Annotated in this window: 19 protein-coding genes and 4 pseudogenes; 8 read left to right on the forward strand and 15 right to left on the reverse strand. The window is 58.4% G+C overall.

From position 1 onward, the window contains the following. Nucleotides 1–37: 37 nt before the first annotated feature. The 5 genes and pseudogenes from FJ434_RS30390 to FJ434_RS27235 all read right to left on the reverse strand — a co-directional run bounded on the left by FJ434_RS30390 (nt 38) and on the right by FJ434_RS27235 (nt 2,718). Nucleotides 38–811: a zinc ribbon domain-containing protein gene (locus tag FJ434_RS30390; RefSeq protein WP_246678417.1), complete on the reverse strand. Its 774-nt coding sequence runs from the start codon at nt 809–811 to the stop codon at nt 38–40. Then, nucleotides 805–891: a hypothetical protein gene (locus FJ434_RS30640; protein ID WP_348640987.1), complete on the reverse strand. Its 87-nt coding sequence runs from the start codon at nt 889–891 to the stop codon at nt 805–807. The genes FJ434_RS30390 and FJ434_RS30640 overlap by 7 nt, the downstream gene beginning before the upstream one ends. Before the next feature lie 257 nt (nt 892–1,148). Then, nucleotides 1,149–1,625 (reverse strand): annotated as a pseudogene (locus FJ434_RS30645) (recombinase family protein); the annotation flags it as partial. A gap of 54 nt (nt 1,626–1,679) precedes the next feature. Then, complete coding sequence (locus FJ434_RS29930) at nt 1,680–1,823, reverse strand: hypothetical protein (protein WP_181166148.1); 144 nt, start codon at nt 1,821–1,823, stop codon at nt 1,680–1,682. 187 nt (nt 1,824–2,010) lie between these two features. Further along, nucleotides 2,011–2,718, reverse strand: coding sequence for a hypothetical protein (locus tag FJ434_RS27235; RefSeq protein WP_181166149.1), 708 nt, complete (start codon nt 2,716–2,718; stop codon nt 2,011–2,013). A 119-nt stretch (nt 2,719–2,837) separates the two neighbouring features. On the opposite strand from FJ434_RS27235, the gene FJ434_RS27240 reads away from it, so the two are divergent. Then, the gene (locus FJ434_RS27240) at nt 2,838–3,089 is read left to right on the forward strand and encodes a helix-turn-helix transcriptional regulator (RefSeq protein ID WP_140752713.1); all 252 of its coding nucleotides are present in this window, start codon (nt 2,838–2,840) and stop codon (nt 3,087–3,089) included. A 248-nt stretch (nt 3,090–3,337) separates the two neighbouring features. Here FJ434_RS27240 and FJ434_RS27245 read toward each other — a convergent pair. Beyond that, nucleotides 3,338–4,435 (reverse strand): annotated as a pseudogene (locus tag FJ434_RS27245) (IS3 family transposase). An 80-nt stretch (nt 4,436–4,515) separates the two neighbouring features. On the opposite strand from FJ434_RS27245, the gene tnpB (FJ434_RS30540) reads away from it, so the two are divergent. The 4 genes and pseudogenes from tnpB (FJ434_RS30540) to FJ434_RS27260 all read left to right on the forward strand — a co-directional run bounded on the left by tnpB (FJ434_RS30540) (nt 4,516) and on the right by FJ434_RS27260 (nt 5,767). Then, complete coding sequence (tnpB, locus tag FJ434_RS30540; protein WP_281406457.1) at nt 4,516–4,605, forward strand: IS66 family insertion sequence element accessory protein TnpB; 90 nt, start codon at nt 4,516–4,518, stop codon at nt 4,603–4,605. 1 nt (nt 4,606) lies between these two features. Further along, complete coding sequence (tnpB, locus tag FJ434_RS30000) at nt 4,607–4,783, forward strand: IS66 family insertion sequence element accessory protein TnpB (protein ID WP_181166150.1); 177 nt, start codon at nt 4,607–4,609, stop codon at nt 4,781–4,783. Between the two features lie 252 nt (nt 4,784–5,035). After that, nucleotides 5,036–5,338 (forward strand): annotated as a pseudogene (locus FJ434_RS27255) (oxidoreductase); the annotation flags it as partial. Nucleotides 5,339–5,428: 90 nt separating this feature from the next. Continuing rightward, on the forward strand, nt 5,429–5,767 hold the full coding sequence (locus FJ434_RS27260) for an EamA family transporter (protein WP_181166151.1): 339 nt from the start codon (nt 5,429–5,431) through the stop codon (nt 5,765–5,767). Between the two features lie 71 nt (nt 5,768–5,838). On the opposite strand, the gene FJ434_RS27265 is transcribed toward FJ434_RS27260, so the two are convergent. The 9 genes and pseudogenes from FJ434_RS27265 to FJ434_RS27305 form a co-directional block, all read right to left on the reverse strand. Beyond that, a complete protein-coding gene (locus tag FJ434_RS27265) occupies nt 5,839–6,585 on the reverse strand; it encodes a WbqC family protein (protein ID WP_140752657.1) in 747 nt (248 codons plus the stop codon). A gap of 118 nt (nt 6,586–6,703) precedes the next feature. After that, the gene (locus FJ434_RS27270; RefSeq protein WP_140752659.1) at nt 6,704–7,570 is read right to left on the reverse strand and encodes a class I SAM-dependent methyltransferase; all 867 of its coding nucleotides are present in this window, start codon (nt 7,568–7,570) and stop codon (nt 6,704–6,706) included. Between the two features lie 88 nt (nt 7,571–7,658). Then, on the reverse strand, nt 7,659–8,636 hold the full coding sequence (locus FJ434_RS27275) for a hypothetical protein (RefSeq protein WP_140752661.1): 978 nt from the start codon (nt 8,634–8,636) through the stop codon (nt 7,659–7,661). A 197-nt stretch (nt 8,637–8,833) separates the two neighbouring features. Next, the gene (locus FJ434_RS27280) at nt 8,834–9,499 is read right to left on the reverse strand and encodes an acetyltransferase (protein ID WP_140752663.1); all 666 of its coding nucleotides are present in this window, start codon (nt 9,497–9,499) and stop codon (nt 8,834–8,836) included. Next, nucleotides 9,496–10,107, reverse strand: a complete 612-nt coding sequence (locus FJ434_RS27285; RefSeq protein WP_140752665.1) for a class I SAM-dependent methyltransferase — start codon at nt 10,105–10,107, stop codon at nt 9,496–9,498. Before FJ434_RS27285 ends, FJ434_RS27280 begins: the two co-directional genes overlap by 4 nt. 299 nt (nt 10,108–10,406) lie before the next feature. Continuing rightward, nucleotides 10,407–11,222 (reverse strand): phytanoyl-CoA dioxygenase family protein, encoded by an 816-nt coding sequence (locus FJ434_RS27290; protein WP_140752667.1) that lies wholly within the window; start codon nt 11,220–11,222, stop codon nt 10,407–10,409. Next, on the reverse strand, nt 11,219–12,220 hold the full coding sequence (locus FJ434_RS27295; RefSeq protein ID WP_181166154.1) for a methyltransferase domain-containing protein: 1,002 nt from the start codon (nt 12,218–12,220) through the stop codon (nt 11,219–11,221). Before FJ434_RS27295 ends, FJ434_RS27290 begins: the two co-directional genes overlap by 4 nt. Nucleotides 12,221–12,731: 511 nt before the next feature. After that, nucleotides 12,732–13,373, reverse strand: a pseudogene (locus tag FJ434_RS27300) (integrase core domain-containing protein); the annotation flags it as partial. A 167-nt stretch (nt 13,374–13,540) separates the two neighbouring features. After that, nucleotides 13,541–14,527 carry a glycosyltransferase family 2 protein gene (locus FJ434_RS27305; RefSeq protein ID WP_140752671.1) on the reverse strand — a complete coding sequence of 329 codons (987 nt, stop codon included), beginning with the start codon at nt 14,525–14,527 and terminating at the stop codon, nt 13,541–13,543. Nucleotides 14,528–14,774: 247 nt separating this feature from the next. On the opposite strand from FJ434_RS27305, the gene rffA reads away from it, so the two are divergent. The 3 genes from rffA (at nt 14,775) to FJ434_RS27320 (ending at nt 18,321) form a co-directional block, all read left to right on the forward strand. After that, the gene (gene rffA / locus FJ434_RS27310) at nt 14,775–15,920 is read left to right on the forward strand and encodes a dTDP-4-amino-4,6-dideoxygalactose transaminase (protein ID WP_140752673.1); all 1,146 of its coding nucleotides are present in this window, start codon (nt 14,775–14,777) and stop codon (nt 15,918–15,920) included. A gap of 356 nt (nt 15,921–16,276) precedes the next feature. Then, nucleotides 16,277–17,380, forward strand: coding sequence for a DegT/DnrJ/EryC1/StrS family aminotransferase (locus tag FJ434_RS27315; RefSeq protein ID WP_140752675.1), 1,104 nt, complete (start codon nt 16,277–16,279; stop codon nt 17,378–17,380). Then, nucleotides 17,368–18,321: a glycosyltransferase family 2 protein gene (locus FJ434_RS27320; RefSeq protein ID WP_210242199.1), complete on the forward strand. Its 954-nt coding sequence runs from the start codon at nt 17,368–17,370 to the stop codon at nt 18,319–18,321. The genes FJ434_RS27315 and FJ434_RS27320 overlap by 13 nt, the downstream gene beginning before the upstream one ends. Nucleotides 18,322–18,368 lie beyond the last annotated feature (47 nt).

The following is an 18,368-nucleotide window of genomic DNA, read 5'->3' on the forward strand; positions in this document are numbered from 1 at the left end:
CTTGCTCTCCTTGCAAAGGGCCGAAAGTGTAACCCATCTATCCGGAATGAACTGTCACCCATCTCTCGGGAAGGGCAATGCTCTGCCGACGAGACGGCCCCCGAGGCTTGCTGCGAAGACAGCGCCGTTGTCGTTTTGGCAAGTAAATCAAACGATTGTCGAAAAACAGCGCGAACCTCGCCGTCTGCCATGTGCAGTTCGACAGCAGCAGATTCAGAAGCCGTTTCTTTTCACCTGGAGCCTGCCGGGCGAGCAGTTGGCGGGCGTTGCGCGCCAACTCCAGCAACCGCACGCCATCCTCCATGTATGATTCCTCGGCCTCGCCATGCCGCTCGATCTCACGGAGTAGGCGCGTCTGCTCGACCCGCCATTGCGCTGACATTCGATCGTAGAAGGCACTGTCGATGCGTCCGTCGAGCTTATCCAGGTACATTGCCTGAAGCCGATCCTCGAGGCGCCTGTATTCCTTTTGGCACCGCAGGATCGCCTGTTCCTGCTCCTTCCGCTCATCGGCGTGGCTGGCTTTGAGCGCGTCACGGACCCAATCCAGCACCTCCTCATCGAAATGAAGTTTGTCCAGCAAGCCGCCAAAGGTCTCTTCGAGGACCTCCTCGCGGTCGTACTTGCGGCGGCACTCGGCATAGCCGCCGCGGCCTTTGTCGCTGTGGCCGGTGCAGTGGTAGTAGACGTATTTGCCCTTCTTGATCTCGGCCACTACCGCGCAGCCGCATCGGGCACAGGTCATCAGACCGCTGAAGGCAAACTCATGGCCATAAGAGTGGATAGGCGTCGCGTGACGGCCGGTCAGCACGCCTGGACCCGCTCCCACAGCTCGATCGATACAAGAGGCTCGTGTTTGTCATGGTGCAGCTTCCCGTTCCATTGAAACAATCCGGTGTAGAGACGATTCGTAGAATCGAGTGCACCGTGCTCACGGGGACCGGATGCCCACTCTTCGGATATACAAGGCCTTCAGCGTGGGCTGCCTTCGTGATTGCCTTCAGAGAATATCCTCCGGTTGAGTAGCGCTCGAACAGCCTCGTGATCATCGGCGCCACTTCAGCGTCCGGTTCAATGACCTTCTTGCCGTCGCTCCCTGTGACGTTGAGATAGCCCAGCGGTGCCTTGGTAGGCCAGATCCCCTGCTCCGCCTTCTCCATCAGTCCCTTGCGGGCTTCCTCAGAGAGATTGTCAATGTAGTTCTTTGCCATCAGCACCTTGATGCCGTGCATGAACTTTTCCGAAGAGCGCGAGTCCTGTGAGAGGATTACGCCTTCCTTAGCGAGGTGGATTTCGACGTCGAGATCGTCCAGCGTCACCCAATCTTTCAAATTGCGATACAGGCGGTCGGTCTTCTCAACCAGAACGACCCGCACGCCGGGGTGCTTTCGAAGATATTTGACCATCTCATTGAAGTTGGCCCGCCCGCTGCTTTTCGCGGTTTCAACGTCGATGAATTCCTGAGCGATACCAAACTGCTTCTGAGCCACATACTCCCTCAGAAGCTTGCACTGAGCAGGGATGGAAAAGCCTTCCTTCTCCTGTTCTTTGGAGGAGACCCGAGCATAGAGCAGCGCTTTCACCAAGCCGCTGCGAGTTTCGATCTGCGCAGTCTTCTTGACCATCTTCCCAGCCTCGTCTCCTAACCAGCCACGGCGGAGCGAGGGAAGGGACCTCGCTCAATCCTTATTTTGCCATTCGGCGAGGAGGCGGAAGAACCCGGTGACGTTTTCCACGATCTGGCGCGCATCCTCCCTGGTGAGTTTTCGGCCAGTGCGCTGCTCGAACAACTGAGCCGTTCTATCCAGGAAGGCACGATCCACGGCGCGGTCATGGGGAGGCAAGGTCTCCTCAACCGATCGACGGACGTTCCTAGGTCTCTTCATCGTCTGTGCCCGGTTTCAGGCGCTTTGCAGCACCAGGCAAGGATCGCCGATCTCTCTCCAATCTCGAATGGCCAATGTGTACCCTTAAGCCGCCTTTTCCGCGCCGCCGCCTTGGACGGCTAGGCTAATCCCCTACCCTTCCGTTTCCGGGTTCCGTCGGTCTGGGCGCGGACGAAAAACAGTCTCGATCTGCCGACGCAAGGGCAGATTCTTGGCCCAGCCGCAAAACATCATCGAACGCCGAGCGAATCTGCGGCCACGGGAACTCTTCGCCCCCCTCCCGCACCTCGCTCTCAAGAAGCACCGCATTCAATTTGGCCGCTACGCCGGCAAGGGAGGTGGCAGGTGCCGCAGCCAAAGCTTCGAGCAATTCTTCGGCTCGATCAGCTGCCTTCCTTTCCGCCTCTGCCACGGACGAATAGCCAATTCGCCTCTCTGCGGCATCCCAACGTGCTTGATGAGCCGCCAAACGGGCTTCTGCCTCAACGTGAGCGTCATCGGCGTCGGCGCCGAGCACCTCCCGGAGTGCCCCCATGGAATTGATCGTTACGCTCTCGCCACCGGGCAACTGGACGGTCGCGCCCGGGAAGCCGACGGTTTCCACGAGCGTGCGCTCCAAGTGCGCACTCTGATCGCAAAGGCGCTCGCTCAGTTCGTGAGCGTTGTACCATTCCCGCCAAATCGCCAGCGCGGGATCGGAAGCTACATCTGCCGCCGGCGCCTTACCGGCAAAAGCGTTTCTTTCCCATCCTAAGATTGCAATCGCCGTTGCACCAAGTACCCTCCTGCGGGTGACGAAAGACAAAGGCGTGGTATTGTCGGAATCAGCCATGATCCGAGCTCCTAACAGCTTGGTTGTGGTCAGGCCGCACCGAGTGTATCGAGCACCGGTGCGGCCGCTAGCCGCCATTGCTTATGTCACTTTTTGTGACTTTTAACAAGATGAATGTCATGAAAACGGACATACTGCCGCAGCAGATCCGAGCAGCTCGGGCCTTGATTGACTGGACGAGAGAGGACTTGGCAAACGCCTCTGGAGTGACAGTTCGTACGCTCGCCAGAATTGAAAGCTCTCAAACGCTCCCTAGGCCGGCAACACTTCAGGCGATATCTTCTGCGTTGGAAGCGGCGGGGATCGAATTCATTTCGCAAAACGGAGGAGGACCCGGCGTCCGCCTTGCCCATCGACTCGATGGTACGTGACATCAGCACTTTCGTCGAAACCGAAAGATCCAGACTTTCGGTTTGCTAGCAGACCGTCATCTCATCGGCAGCTTTCGGCGGTGATCGATAGATTGCTGCCTACGTCGACGGCCCAGCCCGGAGCAGATTTCCATGTCACATGTTGCGTGGCCTGCCACTGAACTGTCATCCAGCTGCGATTAGAGCCTCGACCGTTTTGATCCGATACCATTCTTTGGACCGCCGGAAGGTGGAGTTTTCCGGCTGTTTCACGATGGCGGGCTGATGGCGCCATCGGGATTGATCAACGAGATCGGAACCTTGTGCCCGATTGCGCCATGTGGGCGCACCTCGTTGTAGTATCTGCGCCAATCCTCCAACTTTTCGGCCGCGTCGGCAAGCGTCAGGAACCAGTGGGCGTTCAAACATTCCGCCCTGAAGCGGCCGTTGAAGGCTTCGATGTAAGCGTTGTCCGTTGGCTTTCCCGGTCGCGAGAAGTCGAGCGTAACGCCCCTGGTGTAGGCCCACAGATCGAGGTCGCGGGAGACGAACTCCGAGCCTTGATCGACCCGGATCGTCTTCGGATAGCCGATCTTGGGGCAGACCTGTTCCAGTATCCTGACCACATCCTCGGCTCGGTAACTGAAGCGCGGGTCGAGCACCGGCACGTAGCGTGAGAACGTATCTACGACCGTCAGGACCCGGATCTTCTTGCCTGTCGCGAGCTGGTCGTGAACGAAGTCCATCGCCCAGACGTCGTTGGGTTCGACGGCTGGCTGGCGATCGTCTCGCAGCTTCGCCTTCACTCGGCGCTTCGGCGTCTTGTTCCTCAGCTGAAGGCCCAAGTCCCTGTAAATGCGATAGGTCCGCTTCATGTTGATATCCCAGCCCTCCCGCGTGAGCATCACGTGCACGCGCCGGTAGCCATAACGAACCCGCGTCGCACAGATGTCTCCGAGCTTCGATGCCGGCCTGGTCACGGCGGCGGGACTTGTAGTGATAGGTCGAGGTGTCGAACTCCAGAATACGGCACGCTCGCCGGATCGACACGTTCCAATCAGCACAGGTATCAGCCACCAGCTCGCGTTTGCGACCAGGCCTCACAGTTTTCGGCGGATCACGTCCTGCAGCATCTCCTTGTCCAGCGACAGGTCGGCGACCAGCTTTCTGAGCTTGCCGTTCTCGTCCTCGAGCTGCTTCAGCCGCTTCATCTCTGTCGGCAGCAGCCCGTTATATTTCTTCTTCCAGTTGAAATAGGTCACCTGGCTGATCCCGGCCCTCCGGCAGATCTCCGCCACAGGAAACCCATCCGCTCCCTGCTTCAGAATGAACGCCTTCTGGGCGTCCGAAAACTTCGATGCTTTCATCGCTTCCGCTCCTCTCCCAGCCGGGAAACTACAGCGGAAAACTCCAATTCTGAACGGTCCAGTTTCTGGGGATCAGATCAGTGCAGCAAACGCTGAAGCAGAATCCGTTCTCGGGTCATCTATTCGCCTTTCGAGGCAAGAAGGCGTCGATGCTGAAGATCCTGTTCTGAGATGGAAACGGACTGTGCCTGTTCACAAAAGCGGCTCGATCGGGGCAGCTTCGCATGGCCGGTGATGGCGGGCTTCGATGGCTCGATCACGCTGACGCCGGCGCAGCTTGCGATGCTGATCGAAGGCATCGACTGGCGCGCTCCCGAGCGTGTTTGGAGGCCTGCCCTGGCCGGCTGAAATTGGCGCGTCGACGGCTACGGAAAGCCCGGAATCCTTGGACTTTGAGACCATTTGTGATGCGATCGACGCTTTGGCCAGAATCTCTACATCCTCGCTCAGCGTCGACGAGAAAGACATGCTCAATCAATGTCTCTCGCAGTGTAGGATTGGAGCATGGTGAACTACTGCTACAAAAAAGCAGCATGACGCTTACGTTCGGCTCCTGGAACTTCAGCGACGATAGCTGGGCAGATGGACACGGCTAGCGAGTGTGTGGCCGGCCGCGTCCAGGGTCTTGCTGAAGCATTCATTTCGAAAGAAGGCCGGGCTCGACTCGAGAAGATCGAGGTGATTTCCAAGGGTCCGACCGGTTCCGGGGAGATGGAGAACCATGAATGCCGGCAAATATCATTTCGGCTTCGCCGTCGACTGGATGCGCGAGGATCTCGGTGCCGACCGCAATGGTGCAAAACTGCCGGTGACAGCGCTCGTCGACAAGTTCTACAAGGATGTACAGGCAATGGGCGCAAGCGCTGGGACACATCCTCGCTGTTCGCGCGCCTGGAAAACTAGGTTTCGACGCGACGCGCTTTTGCGGGTGGGCCATGGAGAAGCAGCGTGGATAATCGTGCCATCGGAATCGTTCTTATTCTTGTGGCTGTGATGTCACTCACTGCGGCTCAGATCGTCATCAAGTCGCGTCTGACCCACCACGGAGTGGTGCCATTCAGTTTCGAGAGTGGCTGGCCGTATCTGCTCGGCCTCCTCGCCGACTGGCGGGTCTGGATAGGCGGCACCTGCCTAGGGGTCTCCAGCCTGCTTTGGTACGCCGCGATTTCCAGAATCCCGCTTTCGCTCGGGTTTCCGTTCGCGGCGTTGTCCTATCCTCTGGTCTTCGCCAGTTCGATCGTCTTCCTGCACGAACGATTTGGCTGGCAGACCCTTGCCGGCAATGGTCTGATTGTCGTCGGCGTGCTGCTGGCGGCGACCCAGACGCCGTAGCTGTCGGTTTTGTGCGCGCTCGGCAGGAGCGTGTGCGCCCCAAAGCGGCTGCGTTCTTTTGGCGACATGCATTATGTGCGCGAAAGCGGCGCCTTCATGAAGTCGCGAGCGTTGTCGCCCGTATTGAACAGCAGGTCGATGACCGACACACCCGGATCGAAACTGCCGTGTAGTTGCGGATAGGTCGGATAACCGGAATAATCCATCCACTCCACCTGAACATTGGCGGCATCGAACTTGTCGGTCTCGAGATAGGCTTTGGCGGCGGGGCCGCTGAGGTAACGGGTGGCGCCAAGTTCACGGCAGATGCCCAGCAACCGATCGGTCTTAGCCCCGCCGGCGGTGAGTTCGCGTGACAGCACGAACTGCGTATCGAAGCCAAGATGCGACGCCAGGGCGGTAAGGAAGTGCCGATTGAGATCGCTGAGGTGGGTAAAGGTGGCCGCGGCCTTGTAGAGTGATTCGAGTTTCGGACCGAAGGTCTTGTAGTAAGGGGCTCGTGCGTAGGCATTGGTTATCGACTGCCAGTGCTTGTCGAGGAACGGCAGGGGCAGTTGCAAAGCGTCGATGTTCTGAAACGAGCCGTCCGCCTTCGACACCGGTACGGTCAGCCATTTCGGACCATGCTGCGTCTTGATGAGATTGCGGTTATGCCAGTGGCCCTTCTGGGGATATTGCACGTCGTCATACACAACGAAAATATCGACCGAGCCGATGATATCGAAATAGCCTTTCCAGGGAATATAGGCCGATTGCAGGATCGCGATCCGCTTGTCGGAAACGCGCCGCGGATTGCGGACTGCTGTTGACGCGGGCATCCCATGTTCTATCGAAACCATTGGGCATTGGTATATCGCGGCAGAGGGAGCAATCAAGGCACGATCTGTGCTGCGCTCTGACTCGAACCTTCGGGAGCTGCGGTGGGTCAAGACCAGTTCAGGGTCGCCTTGCCACCACCAAGCGCGATCCGCCGGCTGGCAGGGTGACGCCCGTCGCAAGTATCAGGCTTTCGAGCCCCATGACCGCCCGCAAGGATGCGTTGGCTGCCGATCCGATGCGCAACTCCCTGCCGGCGTCGAACCGTTGGCCAGCGCTGTTGCGCCGTCGCGACAGGAACATCAGCGGCAACAGAAGCGAGACGAATGAGGTGCTGTAGACGATGTCGAGCCCGGCGCCTTCGATCTTTTTATGCAACTCCCTCATTTCATAGCGCCGGGAATGAAACGAATACTCGTCGAGTTCGCTCCACAGCCATTTGTGCTGAGGCACGGTAATGATCACGCCGCCTCCTGGCTTGACGGCATGTTTCAGATTGGCCAGCACCTCGACATCCTCGTTGATGTGCTCAATCACGTCGAACGCCCCTACCACGTCGAATTCCGCAGCATAGGGCAGTCTTCTCGCGTCCATCTGCGCAAAGCTTGCCGAAGGCACGCGGGCAGCCGCAAAACCCAGGGCGGCTGTGAAGATTTCAGTTCCTACAAGCCGAACGTCGGGAAATGCACGCGCGACGCCACTCAGGACGAATCCCGTTCCGCAGCCAATCTCCAGGAACGACCGGAACTGCGGAAAAAACCGCTTCAGCATCCGAGCGACGATGGCATTGCGGGCCTCGAACCAGAAATTTCCGGCCTCGCTCGTGGCGAGCTCTGAAAAAAAGGTCTCGTGGAATCCCCCGCCTACTGTTGCCATTTCAGGGGCCCAGGCAGGGAAACCATCCTTACTCGCAGGGAAAAAACCGCAATTCGGACAGGCCGCGTCCCTGAATGCATGCTGCAGACTGCAATGCGGGCAAATGATCATGTGTTCAATCTAGCCTTGACACAGGAGCGCATCCGGCCCTTTCCGGAGGCAAAGGCTTTCTTCATGGTGTTTCCCGATTTCGGCTCCGTCACCGTTCCAGGATGGCGACGCCGAACCCATCCCTCCCATAACCATTGCCGTTGTAGAGCAGAAAGCTAGCCTCGCCAGCATGCAGCAGGCTGGCATAGCATACCATCTCGGAATCCCACCCATTGGGGCTCGTGTCGAGCAGTGGCGCGATGTCGCGCTTCCAGTCGATCCCGTCGACAGATGTTGCACGATATACCCGGTAAGTTTCGCCTAAGCGCCTGGCACAATAGAGCATTTCGTAGCCCACGTCCGTCTTTTGGACGGCCGGCCGGGCGATGGCGTGCTCGCCCTCATGGAAGGGCACACAGATGTGCTCGTCGGTCATCCAGGTCATGCCGTCGAGACTCGTCGCGTGTTTGATGGTGTAGTAGTGGATCGGTGCATTTTCCCCTTCTGGGTCGACCTCCCAGCGCAGGCCGGACACGTACCACATTCGGAAAGTGCCACCTTCCACGAGCACCCAGGGCGCGCCAGCAAGCAGGGGATCGTAATGGTTCCGGCCAAGCACCGGCGCTTCGGATAGACGATCGAAATGAAGGCCTCCGTCGTGCGATTCCGCGACCCCGATAGAGAAGGTGAAAGGCACCGTGCAGGTGAGTGACCAGCCGGTATAATAGAGTAACAAGCGATCTTCGTGATTGACGAGGCAACCCGGCATGGCGCCGGCGTCGTCGAATGTCCCCGGCTGGCCAATATCGAGGGACGGTCCATCTGAGCGAGCGATCGGTGTGAGGCCTTCAGCAGTCGCGGTGACCTCGACCCAGCCGCCCCGCGAGCGATTGCTGTCATCGCGACTTGCAAAATGAATACGGTATTTTTCGTTGCCGAGCCTCTGGGCAAAGGGGTTCTGGCAATGCGAGCGCTCCCAAGGAGAGCCGCTCGGCGAGCACAATAGCCCAGCGCGCTTGAAACGCCTTCCCGCCCCGACTGAGTCAACGCTCAAAGCGGAACTGGAATGGGTCGCACTGGGTTTCACTTTGGTCTCCTAGGTAAATCCGGCCTAAACGACGTGAACTGTCTGGGAGCATTGCGATACATCCCGAGATACCGAAATAGATTCCGAGCAGAGTGCGCGAGATGTGCTCGGCAATCGGCATGGTGGCGCGCGAACACATCCATCCGATATGGTCTGTCGAGCGGAGCAGGCGGCTGAGTTTCTCCCTTCACACCGCGTCAAATCCTTCTGAGCCGCGAGCTCGGCACTTTTGACCGCTGCGTTGCACTGCCGAGGTAGACGCCGCCGGGCGCCGCATCTCCCAGAATCAGCGCCCCGGCACCGATCACGCACTTCTCGCCTATACGGATATGATCGCGAAGTGTCGCATTGACACCCACGAAGCAGGCCTCTCCGATCTCGACCCTGCCCGAAACCACGATTTGCGACGCGAGAAAGCAATGGTCGGCAATGCGTGCATGATGCCCGATATGATTGCCGCTCCACAGCGTCACGTTGTTGCCGATGGACGCAAAAGGCTGAATGGTATTGTCCTCAAGAATGAAACAGTTTTCGCCAATTCTGCCGTCATTGAACAGGCTGGCTTTCAAACTGACGTAACTGACGAGTTCATAACCCATTGCCTTGACCGCTAGGTATTTCTGGCGGCGAACCTCATTCAATTGGCTGTAACTCAGCGCCACGAACGCCGCACATGCGTCTGGCGGATAGTCCTGCGCCAAGGCGTCGAAAGGTACGACGGGAAGCCCCGCCAGTCGATCCGCGCTCAGAAATGCTCTGTCTACGGTGAACGCGACGACATCATGCGGCGAATCGTGCGTGAAATAGTAGTGGGCAAGTTCAGCGATTTCCCCTGCCCCAAATATGATGATCGGGCGCTTCATGTCTTTCGGACCAGAATGGTAAACTCGTAGAGACCGTAATCGTGCAGCAATGCCACCCGTTGCGCGTATTTTGTCTTGCAGATGTCGAAAAGGTGCTTTGGATCCGCATAAAAGAGATCGGCTCTTCTCTTGTCTGGATCAGAATAAGAGGAAAGGCAGTTGAAGGCGAAGCCGCGTCGGCTGGTGACATGGAGTATATCCAGCGCCGCCTCCAGATATGCCGCCCATTGATCGTCCGGACGGGTAAGCCTGACGTTGAAAACGCCACTCGCAAAGCCGAAATCGGCAACCTGCATAGGCGCTGATCCGACAGTAAACTGCGCGTATGAACGATCGCCAAAAAGACTGACCGCGACTTCGATCATCTCTCCAGCCACATCGCAGCCGTAGTACCGTACGCCGGGGAAGCGATCGGAGAGGAACGGTAGCAAGGCGCCGTAGCCGCATCCCAGGTCGTTGACCGTGAAGTCGCCCGGCAGGTCGATCAACGAAGCCAATTGCCTGAATCGGAGGATCTGACCTTCTTCCGTATTCCAGTCCACACCCTTGGGGTTAGGGCCGTGCGCCTGTACCTTGTCGCCATAGTAGCGGGCAACCTCAAGCAGCATTGCCCCACTTTTGTCAGGTGCCGGGGCGCCAATAGACGTCATAAGGATAACCATCGGTGGATTGTCACACAGAGAATCGTGTCGCGAAGTGTAAATGGACGGTGCCGCGAATGATACCGAAATTGAATTTTGTTTCCCTCGACCAAACAGCCGCTGACGAAGGCGCCGGACGGTCTTACGTTGTTGGACGGGCCAGACAAGCGCTCATCCAGTCGCCAATCCAGTCGATTGCTTGAGCCTTTGACAACTAGTTGATTTTGAAAGGCAGTTTACCTTCTCTCAACAGAGACATCGCCGAACTACTTCTTCGCTCGCGCGCCGAACCACGAGTCCACCGAGCGATGTTCGTCCAAACCAAACCCGAGAATCTGCTTCTGATCCGCGCTTAGTCCCGCGAAATCGGACAGGACTGACGGAAGATGGAGCTGCTGCCGCACCATAGGTATCGTGAAGACGTGGTTCACACCGCGTCGGTTTCTGTCGGTGTGGTTGGTCGATCCCGCGTGGTAGAGCATGCAGTCCAGAATGATGAATGTCCCCCGCGGCACGGCTATCTGAATCTGCCGCCGCCGCACTGTCTCGTCCGAGGGAAAAGCCTCGCGATGATGGCTTGCGGGTATGACCTTGGTAGCACCATTTTCAGCTGTGAAATCATCAAGCGCGAACAGGGCATTTATTGCAAGCGGCCTTGAACTGACGAAGTGCTGGTAGGGAAGGTCGCGATGGAAGGATGCCTGTCCGTATCTGCTTTTGTTGGCGCGATTAATCAGCCCATTGACCTGATTGATGATGTAGTAATCACCGAGCATCCTTGAGAGCAATTGCGCCAGTCGTTCATTGAAGGCTATGGTCATGAACGCTGGAGCGTATTTCGGAAGGACGCGGATCGTGTCCCGCTCGCCGATCGTCGAAAGGTCGTACCCGGCGGTTGCAGCCTGTTCGGCGTATTTCACTTCAGCGACGTCAAAGTCTCGGGACAGCGCGTCCAGTTGCTCGCACGACAACCCTGCATCGAGCGTCGTATAGCCGGTGAGCCACAGATCCTCGATCAGGACATCGATCTCATCGCGTACGACCGCGGTTTCCTTGATCCCGTAGCGATCTATCTCGTTCACAGGTGCTCCTTGAGACGGCTGGAGAAGAGGTAGGGATGGACTATGTGTATGCCGCTTTCTCGAAAGTTTCCGGCCACGGCCGGCCAGCTTCGCGGATTCACAGCGGCCACTATGACAGTCCGGGGATGTGCGGAAGCGTAATCGCCGGCTCTCAGCCACGGCCGGTCGTCGAGAGTGGTCGCGAGTGGCTCGTCTGTCAGGAATGCTTCGGCTCCTTTGACGAGACGGGGGGCATAGGCCCGCAGTAGATTTCGGAATTCCCCGGCTCCAAACATCGCGTAGGGCTTGTCATCCAGCCACCGTGACGCGCCGTCATCAATCTCCGACCAGCCATTCAGGAAATCCGATCGCGCCTGCGCCAACGGCAGGTACTGGAGATCCCTGGGGTTCTGCAGCGCGGTCGGCTTGGAATTCAGGAGAGTCAGTCGAAAGCCCTTTTGCTGGCCGCGCAGCGCAACGCTTCCAATGACGCGCAACCCCGCTGCGGCCGCGACCATCTGCAGCGACAGTGTGGAAAAACTCGAGACATGGTCCAGGAACAACAGTTCCGTGTCAGTGACGTCACCGTCGGGGCAGATCACGACCACGTAGCCTTCATCCGAAAGGACCCGCTTGGATGCGGAAAGGAAAGCCTCCGGGCTAACGGCGTGCTCAAGGACGTTTACCGAGAGAGAGACGGCGTGCTGTCCGGCAATCTCACCGGCGACATCTTCGGCATAGCCCTGCCGGATCGTCGCCCGCGCGTGATCTCGCTGCTGAGCGGCGGTGACCAGTGGAGATGCCGCCTCGACGCCCAGCGCTTCCCTCAGTTGCCATCGCCGCGCTAGTTCTTCGAGCAGGGCACCCGTCCCTGCCCCGAACTCGACGACGCTGGGGGGACGAAGAGCGTGTCCAAGTAGCGCGACCGCGGATTCTTCTATGCAGTTGGCATAACCTTCGGCCCGAGCGGCATCGGCGGCCGGATCTACCAAGCCGAGGTCGTAGGCGTCATTGTACACAGCGTCCCGCTCTTCGAGCTTCAGTGGGGTGGCATGAAAGCCATGTCCGCACCTCAGACATGACGCCTTCTGAAGGGGGCGGCTGAGAATTGCGCCGTCGCTTGTCATGGAAAATGATGGATGGGGTAGCGCCAGCTTCAACAGTGCGCTGGCCCCGCAAGCAGGACAAACGGATCTAATCAACCTGTTGACCCTCCGTCGTTTCTATACTCTGCCGATAACCGTCTTGCGTAAATGCCCAAGACGCCATCAAGGTCCGTTCCGCAGCCAATCTCCAGGAACGACCGGCACTGCGGAAAAAACCGCTTCAGCGTCCGAGCGACGATGGCTCATCGGCTCAGGCCAATTGCAAGCCTCTTCCGAAAGCCAGGCCTACTACCGCGACCGAGCGGGCGAATACGATCGGGGAGTGGAGGCGATGTTCGCCATGCCTGGCAGACGAAGAGCAAACTCGCAACCATATGATCGCCCAGCTTGGGCTTAGGCCGAGTGGTGGCCTGCCACTGAACTGTCATCCAGCTGCGATTAGAGCCTCGACCGTTTTTGTTACGCCTTGTGGCGCGGGTTGAGCAACCGGCGGAGGCGCGGAGCCTTCGATTAGCGCAGCGTCGGAGCCGGTTGCGGTGATGACCTCGGCATAGGCTGCCGGGGTCTGGTAGCCGAGCGAGGAATGTGGCCTGGCGGTGTTGAAGTCCTCCCTCCATTCGGCGATGGCACTGCGGGCGTGATCCAGGCCGAAGAACAGGCTCTCGTTCAGGAGTTCATCGCGCATCCGTCCATTGAATGACTCGACATAGCCGTTCTGCATCGGCTTGCCCGGCGCGATGTAGTGCCATTCCACCCGATGATCCTTCGACCAGGCGAGAATGGCGTTCGAGGTGAACTCGGTGCCGTGGTCGGATACGATCATGCCGGGCTTGCCGCGGTGGGCGATCAGTTCCGTCAGTTCACGCGCCACCCGGCGGCCGGAGATCGACGTGTCCGGGATCGCCGCCAGGCATTCGCGCGTCACGTCGTCGACGATGTTGAGCACCCGGAACCGCCGGCCGCAGGCGAACTGGTCATGGACGAAATCCAGCGACCAGCGCGCGTTCGGCTTTGCCTCGACCAGGATCGGCGCCCGCGTGCCGACCGCTCGCCGCCTTGCCCGGCGGCTCACATCGAATCCGCTATTTCGGCAAGCTGCAGCGGTTTCGCCCGAATTGCGCGGCAAGGTGCTGGATGCGGCAGCTGCCGAACGGATGTCGGCGGTAGCATGGTTGGAGAAAACCCTGGGCACCGCCGTGCAGAATTCCGCCCATGATTCTGTCGACGACAAATTTAGTCGACAACGCCGGGCGAACCGGGGGACGACAGATTTTCTCGCGCATCGTTGCCCGCCCCACCGACGCCGTGATGGATGTCTCGAATTATCGTATAGGGCCGCCGTTTCGCCTCCGACAGAATATTGGCGATGTAAACACTGATAACGCCCAGTACGAGCATGGTCATGCCGCCAAAAAACCAGATGGAGACGATCAGCGAGGTAAACCCGGTCACGCCGATCCCTGACACAAGGTATCTCACGATATAAAAAAAGATCAGAAGAAATGAAAGGACGGACACGGACATCCCGAAATACAGAACAATGTATAGAATTCGTGTTGACGTCGTCATCAAAGAGCGCACCGCCATTTGAACGCGACGGCTAACCGAATAGGTCGTGGGGGATAGGGAGTGCTTAGCGACAACCTGCGAACCCTGCCGGTAGCCGGTCAACTGAAATAAATGAGCGATGATAAACTCGTGATCCTGATGGCTGACAAGCGCGGTAACGTAGGCGCGCGTCATGAGCCGCGCGATCACCAGATTGCGTGGCAGTTGGAAGTCGCTCAGCGCATCGTTGATTAAGAAGAACAAAGCGCCAGTCCATCTCTCAAAGGCGCCGCCACGTCGAGATTGCTGGACCCCATAGACCACATCGAGCTGGCGTTCCGACATCTGGCCGGCAAAGGGCAGCAGCCACTCGGGCTCTTCCTCGAGATCGCAGTCGATGAGAAAGACCCGACCGCCGATAGCATGGGCCAACCCAGTCATCATGGCCTTGTGGTGGCCGAAATTCCGTGACAGATCGATAATGGTCAGGTGTCGATCGACAGCGCTGCGCGCGAGCGCAAGGTCCAGACTGTGATCCGGCGAGCCATCATTGACCAGGATAATCTCAAATTCATCGCCGACAAGGTGACGCGCGACGGCAGAGATCCGGTCGCAGAACTCATCGATGTGAGCCTCGGACTTGTAGAGTGTGCTGACGATGGAAAGCTTCATCAAGGAGCGGTGCCTATTATGCCATGTGTCTGTGATCGATGAATTTAAACTCGAAATGTTCGTGAAAACATCGCGCCGTCACCCTGCCCTGCTTCGTTTAAGGCTCTCGTTTAATCTCGGAGCGACCCTGGTCGGCTCGCCACTGGTGGAAGCGTGACCCTTCGAGTATAGCGCTACTTCGTTCCCACGAAACTGGAGCACCGCCGTTCCTAGCAGAATCGCGGGCCATCCTTCAAACTTGGTTTTGATGACCACCAAATCACTCCCCATCGGTTTCAACCGCCCCCACCTGACTGGTCGCGAGATGCTTTACATCACTGAGGCCAGAGCGGCCAAGCATTTGTCTGGTGATGGCGAATTTACCAAGCGCTGCAATGCCTGGCTTGAGCAGCATCTGGGGTGCGCCAAGGCATTGTTGACCCATTCGTGCACGGCGGCGCTCGAGATGTCCGCTCTCCTTCTGGACATCACGGCCGGTGATGAGATCATCATGCCGTCATACACGTTCGCGTCGACGGCGAATGCGTTTGTGTTGCGTGGCGCCCAGCCGGTCTTCGTTGACATCCGTGAAGATACCCTCAACATCGACGAGCGGCTGGTCGAGGATGCGATAACCCCGCGAACGCGGGCGATCGTGGTTGTCCACTATGCCGGGGTGGGTTGCGAAATGGACGCCATACTTGATATCGCGCGCCGGCACGGTTTGAAAGTGGTCGAGGATGCCGCCCAAGGTGTGATGGCGCGCTACAAGGGCCGTCCGCTCGGTGGCATTGGCGATCTGGGAGCCCTGAGCTTTCATGAGACCAAAAATCTTATTTCCGGCGAAGGCGGTGCTCTACTGGTCAACGACGGCCGACTTGGCCAACGGGCCGAGATCATCCGTGAAAAAGGCACCGACCGAACGCGCTTTTTCCGCGGCGAGGTCGATAAATACACCTGGCAGGAGGTCGGCTCGTCCTATCTGCCCAGCGACTTGCTGGCTGCCTTTCTCTACGCCCAACTGGAGGATGCGGAATCGATCACCGCCGAGCGGTTGCGCATCTGGAACCGCTACCATGAGTTGTTGGCGCCACTCGAGTACACCGGTCAGTTACGCCGACCTGTCATTCCCGCCGAGTGCGAACACAATGCCCATCTCTACTACGTGTTGATGCCTCAGGGAGTGGATCGGCATGGTGTGCTCGCAACTTTCCGGCAAAACGGCATTGCAGCCATTTTCCACTACGTTCCGCTGCACATATCGCCCGCGGGGCGACGCTACTGCCGCATTCACGGCGATCTGCGGGTAACGACACAATCCGCGGAACGTGTCATCAGATTGCCGCTCTGGCATGGCCTCGACATCGCCGCCCAGGAACGTGTGGCAGCGGTTCTGGGCACCATTCACAACTAAGAAATCTGCATGCTTTAAGAGTTTTTGATGTGTCGCCTGAGGATAATGACGGCTGCGGCCCCGCGCGGCCGTCCCATCTTCGCTGCCACAGGCATCAGCGGTGCGATCAATTTCATTTCTCATCCGTCATAATCGGTTTCGTATCGCAGGTCTTTCCAGTGGGGGCTTCGTAGATTCCCGCTGGTTGCACTCGACGAAGTCCCGTGGAGGCGAAACAGCCTGCATGACCTTCAATGCAGACAAAGTTCGTTTGAATTCTGTGCTCGAATAAGCCAAGAACGCAGCTACGAAATCAAGCAACTTGGCGAGTCTAGCGCGCCCAAAGGTGACATTTGCCCTCCAACGCTTCCATTCCGATGAACGATCTCGGCCGGCTGTTCGCAGCGCATCAGCCGGCGGTCGAGGCAGCGGCCTTAGAGACATTGCGCTCGGGCTGGTGGCTCAACGGACCGAGGATAAGGTCTTTCGCCGACCGTTTCGCTGAGTATCTCGGCGTTTCAATCTGCATCCCGGTGGCCAACGGCACGGATGCGCTTGAACTGGCCCTGCGCGCGCTCTCGCATCAGTGCAGACCGGGCGCTGAGATCGTAACCGTCGCCAATGCCGGCGGTTATACGACTACGGCTTGTCGACAAGTCGGCTTGGTACCAGTGTACGCCGATATTGAGGTCAGCAGCCAACTGCTGGCCATCGAATCGGCTGTCGCCGGGTTGAGCGAGCACACCGCCGCGGTAGTGGCGACCCACCTCTACGGCAACACAGTAGACGTGCCAGCCTTGCGATCGGCGATGGATGCGGCCGGCTACAAACATGTGGCGATCATCGAAGACTGCGCGCAGTCGCATGGAGCAAGCATCGGCGCGACTATGGCGGGCGCGCTAGGCGATCTTGCGACCTTTAGCTTTTATCCGACCAAGAATCTCGGCGCGGTGGGGGATGGCGGCGCGGTCGCCACCAACGATCCGACACTCGCCGATACCATCAGGCGGCTACAGCAATATGGTTGGCGCGCGAAATACGAGATCAGTCACGCCGGCGGCCGCAATTCGCGTATGGATGAGATCCAGGCGGCGATTTTGGAGACCATGCTGCCGCATCTCGACGCACAAAACGCCGAACGTCAGCAAATCCTTGACCGCTACAGCCTTGTGGAGAATGAACAGGTGCGTTTCATCGCCCGCCGTGACGGTTCAATCGTCCATCTTGCCGTTGCGCTTTGTTCGGATCGCCAAGGCTTCCGCAAGTTCCTTACGGAACGCAACATCGCTTCGGACATCCATTATCCCATCCTTGATACCGACCAGGCGGGCTGGTCCGGCCTGCCGATGCGGGAGTCATCGTCTGGACTGAAAGCGTCACGCGACAGCGTCGCTCGTATCTTGTCACTGCCCTGTTTTCCTGGGATGACGGAGGGCGAGGTCGATCGCGTCTGTTCGGCGATCGTCGATTGGAAAGCCTGATGACCACCCATTCGCTCGTGATCCCGGTCTACCGCAATGCCGAGAATATCCCTAGCCTTGCCGCAGCTCTAGAAAGCCTCAACGCAAAACTCGGCGGCGATCTCGAAGTCGTCTTCGTCGTCGACGGGTCTCCGGACCGGTCCGGACAGCTCTTGATCGAGCTTGCGCCTAAAACCCCCTATACTTGCAAGGTGGTGTTCCACAGCCGCAATTTCGGCTCGTTCGCGGCAATCCGCACCGGGATGGAAAAGGCATCGGGAAAATACATCGCAGCGATGGCCGCCGACCTTCAGGAACCACCCGAACTCGTCCTCGAGTTCTTCCGGATTCTGGCCGCCGATCGTGCCGACATTGCGTTCGGCAAGCGCGAGGGCCGCAACGACCCGGCGCTGACGCGGTTCTTGTCGAATGCGTTCTGGAGCACCTACAGGGCTTTTGTGCTGCCTGATATGCCGAAAGGCGGCGTGGACGTCTTTGCCTGCAACCGGGCGGTTCTGGACGCCGTGTTGGCGATCGAAGAACCCAACAGTTCGCTGGTGGCGCAGCTGTTTTGGGTCGGCTTTCGCCGTGAATTCGTTGCCTATGCGCGCAAACCGCGCCTGCACGGCAAAAGCGCGTGGAATTTTTCGCGTCGATTTCGTTACATGATGGACAGCGTACTTTCCTTCTCTGATCTGCCCATCATGCTGGTTCTTTGGCTGGGAGCCATCGGCTGCGCGATAAGTTTGGTCATGGGTGTGGTAACGCTTATTGCGCGCATAACCGGCTATATCAGCCAGGCCGGCTATGCGACACAGATTGTGCTGACCTTGTTCCTCGGGTCCCTTATTCTGACTGTGCAGGGCATTCTCGGTCTCTACATCTGGCGCACGGCGGAAAACACCAAACGGCGGCCACTGCGCATCATCAGCCACATCGTTTCGGGAGGCAGGGGATCATGAGGGGTCGTGCGCTCTTCGGATGCGAGCAATTGTACCTCGTGATAATA

Source organism: Mesorhizobium sp. B2-5-13 (genome assembly GCF_006440535.1).
Classification (GTDB): domain Bacteria; phylum Pseudomonadota; class Alphaproteobacteria; order Rhizobiales; family Rhizobiaceae; genus Mesorhizobium; species Mesorhizobium salmacidum.

Coding starts and splice junctions, on each gene's coding strand:
- FJ434_RS27270 (WP_140752659.1), bottom strand. CDS start 7,570: ATGATCATTTGCCCGCATTGCAGTCTGCAGCATGCATTCAGGGACGCG.
- FJ434_RS27285 (WP_140752665.1), bottom strand. CDS start 10,107: ATGCTGCTTGAGGTTGCCCGCTACTATGGCGACAAGGTACAGGCGCAC.
- rffA (WP_140752673.1), top strand. CDS start 14,775: ATGACCACCAAATCACTCCCCATCGGTTTCAACCGCCCCCACCTGACT.
- FJ434_RS27265 (WP_140752657.1), bottom strand. CDS start 6,585: ATGCCCGCGTCAACAGCAGTCCGCAATCCGCGGCGCGTTTCCGACAAG.
- FJ434_RS27240 (WP_140752713.1), top strand. CDS start 2,838: ATGAAAACGGACATACTGCCGCAGCAGATCCGAGCAGCTCGGGCCTTG.
- FJ434_RS27235 (WP_181166149.1), bottom strand. CDS start 2,718: ATGGCTGATTCCGACAATACCACGCCTTTGTCTTTCGTCACCCGCAGG.
- FJ434_RS27315 (WP_140752675.1), top strand. CDS start 16,277: ATGAACGATCTCGGCCGGCTGTTCGCAGCGCATCAGCCGGCGGTCGAG.
- tnpB (WP_181166150.1), top strand. CDS start 4,607: ATGGAAACGGACTGTGCCTGTTCACAAAAGCGGCTCGATCGGGGCAGC.
- FJ434_RS27280 (WP_140752663.1), bottom strand. CDS start 9,499: ATGAAGCGCCCGATCATCATATTTGGGGCAGGGGAAATCGCTGAACTT.
- FJ434_RS27305 (WP_140752671.1), bottom strand. CDS start 14,527: ATGAAGCTTTCCATCGTCAGCACACTCTACAAGTCCGAGGCTCACATC.
- FJ434_RS27260 (WP_181166151.1), top strand. CDS start 5,429: ATGTCACTCACTGCGGCTCAGATCGTCATCAAGTCGCGTCTGACCCAC.